This window comes from Nocardia sp. NPDC051832 (assembly GCF_040681285.1).
In the GTDB taxonomy this organism is placed as follows: domain Bacteria; phylum Actinomycetota; class Actinomycetes; order Mycobacteriales; family Mycobacteriaceae; genus Nocardia.
Map to the genome: position 1 here is coordinate 790,299 of NZ_JBFAYL010000004.1, position 8,306 is coordinate 798,604.

Genomic DNA, 8,306 nt, shown 5'->3' on the forward strand with positions numbered 1-8,306 from the left:
CGTGCTGCTCGATCAAGTCGACGGCAATCCGCCCGTCGGCGCCGAACGGGAGAGGTGATCCGGGTGCGCTGTGCCGTGTTCGGGGCGACCGGGTATATCGGTGGTCGTCTGGTTCCGGAGTTGCTGGGCGCGGGTCATACCGTGCGCGTCCTGGCCCGCGATCCGCGCAAGCTGCGCGAAGTCCCGTGGCGGGATCAGGTCGAGGTGGTGCGGGGTGACGTGACCCGCCCGCAGGACGTGCGCGCCGCGCTCGAGGGCCAGGACGTCCTGTACTACCTGGTGCATTCGCTGACTCGATCCGATTTCGACAGCGTCGATCGGGAGGCGGCGAAGATCGTCGCCGCCGAAGCCGATCAGGCGGGGCTGTCCCGGCTGGTGTATCTGGGCGGGATCACACCGGCCGGGCAGGAACTGTCCCGGCATCTCGCTTCGCGGGCCGAGGTCGGCGAGATCCTGCTCGACGCGCGGACACCCGCGGCGGTCTTGCGCGCGGCGGTGATCATCGGGTCCGGGTCGGCCAGTTTCGAGATGCTGCGCTATCTCACCGAGCGGCTGCCGGTCATGGTGACGCCGCGCTGGGTGCGCAACCGCATCCAGCCGATCGCCGTGCGCGATGTCCTGTACTACCTGGTGCGGGCGGCGGAACTACCGCCCGAGGTCGACGACGCCTTCGATATCGGCGGACCCGACGTGCTGACGTACCTGCGCATGATGCGCGACTACGCGGCGGTGGCCGCGCTGCCGCGCCGGGTGATCCTGCCGGTCCCGGTGCTGACGCCGTGGCTGTCGGCGCAGTGGGTGAACCTGGTGACGCCGGTGCCGCGCGCCATCGCGGTCCCGCTCATGGAATCACTCGTCAACGACGTCGTCTGCGCGAATCATCGCATCGCCGACCATATTCCGGACCCGGAGGCGGGGCTGACGACCTATCGCCGGGCAGTCGAGCTGGCGCTCACCAAGATTCGCGACTTCGATATCCCCACCCGATGGTCCGACGCCAGTTCCGCCGACGCGCCGTCGGATCCGCTGCCCACCGACCCGGACTGGTCCGGCGGCACGCTGTATTCGGATGTGCGCGAAGGCGAGACCAGCGCGGATCCGGCCACGCTCTGGGCGGTGCTGGAGGCGATCGGCGGCGAGAACGGCTGGTACTCCTTCCCGCTGGCCTGGTCGCTGCGGGGCTGGATCGATCGGCTGGCGGGCGGGGCCGGGCTGCGGCGCGGCCGGCGAGACCCGCATCGCCTGCGCGAAGGCGAGGCGCTGGACTGGTGGCGGGTGGAACATCTCGACCGCCCGCACCTGCTGCGCCTGCGTGCCGAGATGAAAGTGCCCGGGCGGGCCTGGCTGGAACTCTCCGTCGCCACCGGTCCGGACGGTCGGACCAGATACCACCAGCGCGCGCTGTTCGAACCCCACGGCCTCGCGGGCCATCTGTACTGGAAAGCCATCTCCCCCTTCCACGCCGTGATCTTCGGCGGCATGGTCCGCAACATCACCGGCGCCGCCGACCTGGCTCAGGCGTCCGGCGAAGACTGAGGTTCGCGGGCCCGGCCACGGATGAAGAACACCGCGACGACGCCGAAGCCGATCAGCACCACTGTCACGAAGGCCGCGACCGTCGACGCGCCGCCGCCGGAGCCGCCGGCCGCTGTGTCGAGCCCGCCGGTGGACAGGATCGTGGTGGGATCCGTGCTCGCGTGCAGGACGATCGCGGCCCAAATCGTCCCGGTCACACGCATCGCCAGATACATGCACATGCCGAACCCGAAGGTGTAGACGACCGTGCCGGCCACCGTCGTCAGCTCCATCCCGGAAATGAGGTTCACACTGTGCATCAGCGCGAACATCGCGGACGAGACCACCGCGACGAACCATTCGCTATGGCCGGCCTCGCGCAGAATCTGCACGGTCAGGCCGCGCGTGGCCAGTTCCTCCACGACACCGACGCATAAACCCAGCACCACTATCGCCACAACCTGCGCGGCGGTCCACGAATCCCATTCGGTGCCGGCCAGATGCGCGATGATCGCGGCCAGAACCAGGACCGGGCCGAGCCACATCCAGCCACGGCCGCGCACCGGCTGGGGGCCGAAAATCGTTGCGAGCAAGCCCATTCGCGTGGTCACCAGCAGCAATGCGCTCGCGCCGACCGCGATGGGCAGCACGAGCCCGAGCCAGATACTGGGCGCGGTCGCCAGCACGTTGTCGTCAGCTATCCGGTCCGCGAAGATCCGCGATGTCAATTGCCCGACCAGCAGGTAGAACACCAGGTAAGCCACTATCAGGCCGATGGCCAGCCACACGGTGGGCCGGAACCGATTCGCCGGTCGATTGCTAGTCACGCATCGATCGTAGGCAGCAGACCGAAGATTCGCCGCGATAGTCTGGCGGGATCGAGGACGGGTCAGGACGCGGAGCCGAATGCGGAGGAGCAGACGATGAGTGGACGTACTCCCAGCCAGTGGGAGGAGCTCACGGCTGCCGATCCTGGGCATTCGAGCTGGTATGTGGAGCGGTTCCGCGGGCTGGCGGCGCAGGGCGCCGACATTGTCGGGGAGGCGCGGCTGGTCGACGCCATGCTCGACCGCGGGAGCCGGGTGCTGGACGCGGGGTGCGGGCCGGGACGTCTGGGCGGCTATCTGCACCGAGCGGGGCATGTCGTGGTGGGCGTCGACGTCGATCCGGTGTTGATCGCCGCGGCGGAGCAGGACTATCCCGGACCGGCCTGGCTGGTCGGTGACCTCGCGGAACTGGATTTGCCGGGGCGCGATGTCGCCGCCGATTTCGATGTCATCGTGTGCGCGGGCAATGTGATGACATTTCTGGCGCCGTCCACGCGGGGCGCGGTGCTCGCGGGTTTCGCTCGCCATCTCGCGCCGGCAGGGCGTCTGGTAGTCGGTTTCGGAGCCGAACGTGGCTATGAGTTCCCGCGGTTCCTCGCCGATGCCGAAACCGCCGGATTCACTGTCGATCAGCGGTTTTCGACCTGGGACCTGCGCCCGTTCACCGACGCGTCGGACTTCCTGGTCGCGGTGTTCTCGCTCGCCGAATCCCGGGCGGGGACGGCCGGTCGTCCCTAGCATTGTGAACAGGGGCCGGCAGGCCGGCCATCGGGTCACACTACTCAGGGGGTTCGGCGTTATGTCAGTTCCGGATCTGTTGACCGCCAAGATCAGTCACGGCTTCGATCATCTGGATGTGGATGGCGACGGCTGGCTCACCGAGCACGACCATGTGCTCTGCGGGCAGCGCGTGGCCGCCGCGCTGGGCTACCCGCCGGGCTCCCGGGCCGAGCAAGACATCATCGACGCGTACCTGGCCATCTGGCGGGATCTGCATCTGCCCCACATTCCCGGGGGCGGTACCTCGATCAGCAAGCAGCAATTCGTCGCCTCCACGCGTACGTTGGCCGAGGATCCGGCCGCCGCGGCCGCGACGGTGGGCGCGCTGGCCGAGGCGTTCCTCGCGATCGCCGACACCGACGCCGACGGCAGCGTCGACCCCGCCGAGTTCACCGCCTTTCAGCGCGGACATTTCCCCGGCCTGACCGACGCCGAGGCGCAGCAGGCCTTCAGCCACCTCGACACCGATGGCGACGGCCGGTTGTCCGCCAAGGAATTCACCCAGGCGATCATCGAATACTGGTCCAGCGGCGATCCCGATGCGCCCGGCAATTGGTGGATGGGCCGGCCCGACTTCACCGCCACCTGAAGCACATTCGCGCGGGCGGCTACTTCGCGGTGATGGCGGTGATCAGGGTGCGGTCGCCGACGCGGGCGGTGGTGATGGTCTGGCCGTACTTCTGCGGTTCCCGGTCGCCCGGCCATTTCTCGTGCAGCTCGACGTTCCAGACGTTGCCGTCCTTGTCGGCCTGGGTCAGGTAGACGCAGTACTGGGTGCCGCTGGGCTGCTTGTCGATGCCCTTCTGAATCGTTTCGGCGGCGGGCAGTTTGGCGTCGGGGGTGGTGTAGGCGCGGGCTTTGGCGGCACTGCGGTCGACGTAGTACGCCCACTCGAAGCCGAAGATCGCGTCGACCGGGGTGGCGGTGGAACCGGGTTCGGCGCCGACCGCCGCACCGGGCGTGCGGGTTTTCGTGCAGCCGGAGGTGGCGTGGCCCCACGGTGAGGACGGCGTGGCGGACACCGTGGGCGGGGCCACGGTCGTGCCCGGGCCGTTGGCGGCAGGTTGTTCCTTGCTGCGCGTGTTAGCCATGATCACCAGCACTACGACTCCGATCACGACCACCCACACCAGAATTCCGATCAGCACGCTGACCGCCTTCGAGGCGCCGCTACGGGCGGACCAGGAGCCGCGGTTGCGGTCGGCCGCGGCGCGCAGGATGCCGCGGCCGCCGGAGCGGTCCCGGAAGGCCGCGCGGGCGGCGGTGCCGTTGTCGACGTAGTCGGTGGTGTCGTCGTAGTTGTCGGGGAGGTCCCAATCCGGGTCCTCGCCGTCGAAATCGTCGTCGGGCAGGTCCGGATCGGCTTCGGCCGCTTCGGATTCCGGGGCCATGTGCGCGGGATCGCTCATCCAGTCCGCCCATTCACCGGCCCAGCTGGCGGCGCCGTCCTCGGGCGGCAGGGGCGGCGGCGGGGTGGAGTGGTTCCACTGCTCGGCGAATTTGGCCGCGTCGAACGGTTCCTCGTACTCGCGTTCTTGGCGGCGACGGCGTTTCGCGGCACGCTTGAGCGTCCCCGAGCCTGGGCGTTTCAGGCCGGGGAACGCGGGCAGGCCCGGCAGCACGAACGGGTTGCCGTCCGACGGCGGCGGGACCGCGGGTGGGGGCTGGCGGCGGATCTTCCGGCGCCGGGAGGCTGGGCGGGCCATCCTCACCTCACGACGGTTGCGGGGTGACGCCGAGCTGACCGGAGCGCGGCCTCGGCTGTTCCTGGTCCTGGCCTTGGGCGTTCGGTTTCGCGAGGGGCGGCACCACGACGCCGGGCGCCGGCGCGCTGGCGTTCGGCGCGGGGTTGGACGGAGCCGAGGAGTTGGGTTGCTCCGGGGCGACCGGCGTGGCCGGGGCCTGGGTGGTGGGCTTGGGCTGGGTCGATGGCGTGGTGTCGCTGGGTTTCTGAGTGCCGTTGGTGTTGGCCGCGAACGGGGCCTGGCCGAGATTGCTGTTCGGGCTGCTGCTCGAAGGCTGGTTCGAGGTGTTCGGGTTGGTGTTGTTCGGGTTGCCGGTGTCGGGGCTCATCGCCTGCTGCGCGGTGGTGGCGGCCTCTTCGATCACCTTCTCCCCCAGCCCCGCGACCTTCTCGATACCGGTGGTGCCCAAGGACACCAGGGCGTCGATGATCTCGGTGCCCAAGGTGACGCCGGCGCTGATCACCTCTTTGCCGAGCGTGACGCCGGCGCTGATCAGCGCCTTCTGTAGCGCGGTGTGGGCGTCGGAGACGTCGTCGTCGTTCTCGCCGTCGTCGAAGTCGTCGCCGCCGATCCCGCTCTGCGACAGGTAATTCTGCAGCGTCGAGGTGTCTTCGGCGGTGTTGCTGGTGAAGGCGTTGGCCTGGCGCTGCAGCGTGGACATCTCGGCGCGGGCGGTGTCGACGACGGAGATGCCGTCGGCGATGTAGTCACGCGCCAGCCGGATGATCTTGTCGACATCGGACTGCGACTGCGCGGATTTGGCCATCGGGTTGGCCTTCTCGCGGAACGCGGCGATCAGCGCGTCGAGCTTGGTGGCCGCCGTGGCGCGGGTGTTGTAGGCCTTGGTGAGCAAGGTGCGCAGCTGAGTGGTGCTGGCGCCCAGGGTGGAGACCTGCGAGCCGGTCTTCTTCACCACCGGCAGCGCCACTTCGGCGCTGTCGGTGGATTCCAGCTGGTAAATGCCGGTGCGGACCGGGGATTCGGTGGAGTCGGCCGCGTTCGCCGCGGCGACCAGGGCCGCGGTGGTCTCCGCGCTCGGCTCGGTGCCGTCGCCGACCGCGTCCCGCAATTGCAGCAGCGGGGCGACCAAAGCCTGCACGGTCGCGTGGTCGTTGCTCTTGGCCATCGCTCAGCTCTCCTGGTCGGTGAGCCGCGCCACCGCCGCGGCCGTGGCGGCGTCGATATTCTGCACCCGGTCGGCGAAGGCGCTGATGATCGTCGCATGCGCGTCGATCAGCGCCGCGGCGGTGCGCACCGTATCGGCATGCGACTGCGCCGCACCCGTCCACGCCGCCGCGAAATCCGCGCCCAGCAGGCCGAGCCCGGACAGATCCGCGCCGGCCGCGGTGTCGGTATTACTCGCCGTGGTGCCCAGCAGGCCCGAAACCTCCGCCGCCGCGGCGGCATAGGTAGCAACGGCCTCGGGGTCGACGTTCAACTCAGACATGAACCCCCCTGAAAGCATGATCAATCAACAGGTCGTGAGTTACCACCTTATCCGGTGCGACTCAGAATATCCTGCTATGCCAGCTGCCGGAGTACGTGCGCCGAGACTCGGGTGACGAGCTCCTTCATCACGCCCTCGTGCTCGGGTTTCAACAGCACGCTGCGCAGGATCCGGCCGCTCGGGGCGTTCGTGCCGACCGCGTGCCCGCGCTTGCGGAAGCCCTCGGCGTCAACTCGTAACGTGCTCAGGAAAATCGGATCTCGGTCGTCCGTCATCCCGGCGTCGAGAATCGCGCCGGACGCGGCATCGATGCCGCTGATCGTGCCGTCGGCGGCCGGGAAGTAGGCCACGGTGTCGAGCTGGGGTTGCTGATAGAGCGTGAGCTCGGGTGCGCAGTCGATGAGTTCGGCCGCACGCAAGGCCGCGCGACGGGTCGCCGCCAGGACCGCGCCGAGGCCGTCGGCACGCAACGGGAATACCTCCAGCGTGAGCCACAGGGCCGCCGCCGCGGCGCCTGCCCGCGAACATTCCAAACTGATCTGCCCGAGCTGCAATTCATCCGAGGTGAAGTACGTGTACGGCGAATCGTGCAGGTAGTGCCGCGCCACCTCCGGATCCGAGAACAGAATCGCCCCGCACCCGTAGGGTTGCAAACCGTGCTTGTGCGGATCGACGGTCACCGAGTCACACCGCGAAATCGCCTGCCACTGCACCGGATCCAGGCGCAGCGCGGGATCCTCGGCCACCAGCGCGTAGAACCCACCGTAAGCAGCGTCCACATGCAACCGGACCCCGAACCGTTCCTTCAACTCCACCGCCGCCGCGATCGGATCGACCGCCCCCAACCCCGTGGTCCCGGCCGTCAGCACGACGGTGCCGATTTCCCCTGTGCGCAATAGCTTTTCGAGCGCGTCCAGATCCATCGCACCCGTGTCGTCGGTCGCGACCGCATGCCCGCGCACCCCCAGCACCCGGCACATCCGCTCGTGGGTGAAATGCGCGTCGGCACTGTAGGCGACCCCCAACCCTGGATGCGACTCCCGCGCCACGAACAGCGCTTCCAGATTCGCGATCGTCCCGCTACTGGTGAGATGCCCCAAATGCGTTCCCAGCCCGAACATCCCAGCCAGCTTGGCGACCACCTCCCGCTCCATCCGAGTAGTCGCCGGCCCACCCTCCAACCCATGATTGTTCGGATTGACCAACATCGCCGTCACATACCCCGCCACCGCCACCGGATGCGGCGGCTTCAGCATCTGCCCCGCATACTGCGGATGGAAATACGGATAGTTCCCCCGCAACCGAGCAGCCAACTCCTCGAACGCCGCACTCATCGCCGCGTCGCCGACCGCGACACTGGGATGCGTCTCATACGGTGGAAACCCCGCCACCCATTCCTGATTCGCCTCAACAGCCCGCCCGAGCCAATACCGCAGATCCACACCCCAACGCTGCCATAACCGACCAACCAGTCGCCCCCGAGCAGCGAGAAGGTTAACCCTCGCTTAGTCCACTCGCCGCCGACCAGCTACACCCGTTCGCCGACCCGTCGCCACCCCGCCACCTCACCAACAGTCCCCGCCGGGGAATCGCTCGCCGACGTTGTTGTGCCGCAGAGGAACCGTGGTGACCGCGGTTGCGTCCAAGGATTCGTGAGAGCAGAGCAGCTCGAGATCGATGCGTTCATTCGGGAGCGGATCTCGGAAGACGAAGTGGCCGCGTTGCGGGTTGCCGGGGAGGTCAGGCGGGCGCGAGAGTTGCGCGAGATCGTCAGTAAGCGGCACATTCTGGTGTTCGCGCAGCGGCATGGCGGGTTGCTGGGCGACTCGATGCTGAGGTTCTTGGCCCACACCTGGGCTGATCACGCCGACTTCGTGGACGAGTGGACGCTGTGAAAACAGACGTCGGCGGCTCGTCGAAGAGGTCTACCGCGGCGCCATCGGCACCGATCCGGAATCGGTGCAGAAGGTCGGCGCGGGCTCCACCGCCAAC

General features: G+C 68.4%; 9 protein-coding genes. 4 read left to right on the top strand and 5 right to left on the bottom strand.

Annotated features, from left to right (window positions below; genetic code table 11):
• Positions 1-54 precede the first annotated feature (54 nt).
• The gene (locus AB0M14_RS29125; protein ID WP_365000319.1) at positions 55-1,536 is read left to right on the top strand and encodes an SDR family oxidoreductase; all 1,482 of its coding nucleotides are present in this window, start codon (positions 55-57) and stop codon (positions 1,534-1,536) included.
• Here AB0M14_RS29125 and AB0M14_RS29130 read toward each other — a convergent pair.
• Positions 1,515-2,342: a CPBP family intramembrane glutamic endopeptidase gene (locus tag AB0M14_RS29130; RefSeq protein WP_365000321.1), complete on the bottom strand. Its 828-nt coding sequence runs from the start codon at positions 2,340-2,342 to the stop codon at positions 1,515-1,517. The genes AB0M14_RS29125 and AB0M14_RS29130 overlap by 22 nt on opposite strands.
• 96 nt (positions 2,343-2,438) lie before the next feature.
• Between AB0M14_RS29130 and AB0M14_RS29135 the strand changes: the two genes are divergently transcribed.
• Positions 2,439-3,080 carry a class I SAM-dependent methyltransferase gene (locus AB0M14_RS29135; protein WP_365000323.1) on the top strand — a complete coding sequence of 214 codons (642 nt, stop codon included), beginning with the start codon at positions 2,439-2,441 and terminating at the stop codon, positions 3,078-3,080.
• A 61-nt stretch (positions 3,081-3,141) separates the two neighbouring features.
• Positions 3,142-3,711, top strand: a complete 570-nt coding sequence (locus AB0M14_RS29140) for an EF-hand domain-containing protein (protein ID WP_365000325.1) — start codon at positions 3,142-3,144, stop codon at positions 3,709-3,711.
• A 19-nt stretch (positions 3,712-3,730) separates the two neighbouring features.
• Here the strand turns inward: AB0M14_RS29140 and AB0M14_RS29145 are convergent, their stop codons facing one another.
• The 4 genes from AB0M14_RS29145 to AB0M14_RS29160 all read right to left on the bottom strand — a co-directional run bounded on the left by AB0M14_RS29145 (position 3,731) and on the right by AB0M14_RS29160 (position 7,756).
• Complete coding sequence (locus AB0M14_RS29145) at positions 3,731-4,828, bottom strand: hypothetical protein (protein ID WP_365000326.1); 1,098 nt, start codon at positions 4,826-4,828, stop codon at positions 3,731-3,733.
• 7 nt (positions 4,829-4,835) lie between these two features.
• Entirely contained in the window at positions 4,836-5,993 is a 1,158-nt protein-coding gene (locus AB0M14_RS29150) for a hypothetical protein (protein ID WP_365000327.1), read from the bottom strand.
• A gap of 3 nt (positions 5,994-5,996) precedes the next feature.
• Complete coding sequence (locus AB0M14_RS29155) at positions 5,997-6,314, bottom strand: hypothetical protein (RefSeq protein WP_365000329.1); 318 nt, start codon at positions 6,312-6,314, stop codon at positions 5,997-5,999.
• A 74-nt stretch (positions 6,315-6,388) separates the two neighbouring features.
• Entirely contained in the window at positions 6,389-7,756 is a 1,368-nt protein-coding gene (locus AB0M14_RS29160; RefSeq protein WP_365000331.1) for an aminotransferase class I/II-fold pyridoxal phosphate-dependent enzyme, read from the bottom strand.
• Between the two features lie 210 nt (positions 7,757-7,966).
• Here AB0M14_RS29160 and AB0M14_RS29165 point away from each other — a divergent pair, with 210 nt between their 5' ends.
• Positions 7,967-8,209, top strand: coding sequence for a hypothetical protein (locus AB0M14_RS29165; RefSeq protein WP_365000332.1), 243 nt, complete (start codon positions 7,967-7,969; stop codon positions 8,207-8,209).
• Positions 8,210-8,306 lie beyond the last annotated feature (97 nt).

Bases quoted from the DNA above. Each gene is read 5' to 3' on its own strand.
- AB0M14_RS29155 (WP_365000329.1), bottom strand. From the start codon at position 6,314: ATGTCTGAGTTGAACGTCGACCCCGAGGCCGTTGCTACCTATGCCGCC.
- AB0M14_RS29135 (WP_365000323.1), top strand. From the start codon at position 2,439: ATGAGTGGACGTACTCCCAGCCAGTGGGAGGAGCTCACGGCTGCCGAT.
- AB0M14_RS29145 (WP_365000326.1), bottom strand. From the start codon at position 4,828: ATGGCCCGCCCAGCCTCCCGGCGCCGGAAGATCCGCCGCCAGCCCCCA.
- AB0M14_RS29150 (WP_365000327.1), bottom strand. From the start codon at position 5,993: ATGGCCAAGAGCAACGACCACGCGACCGTGCAGGCTTTGGTCGCCCCG.
- AB0M14_RS29140 (WP_365000325.1), top strand. From the start codon at position 3,142: ATGTCAGTTCCGGATCTGTTGACCGCCAAGATCAGTCACGGCTTCGAT.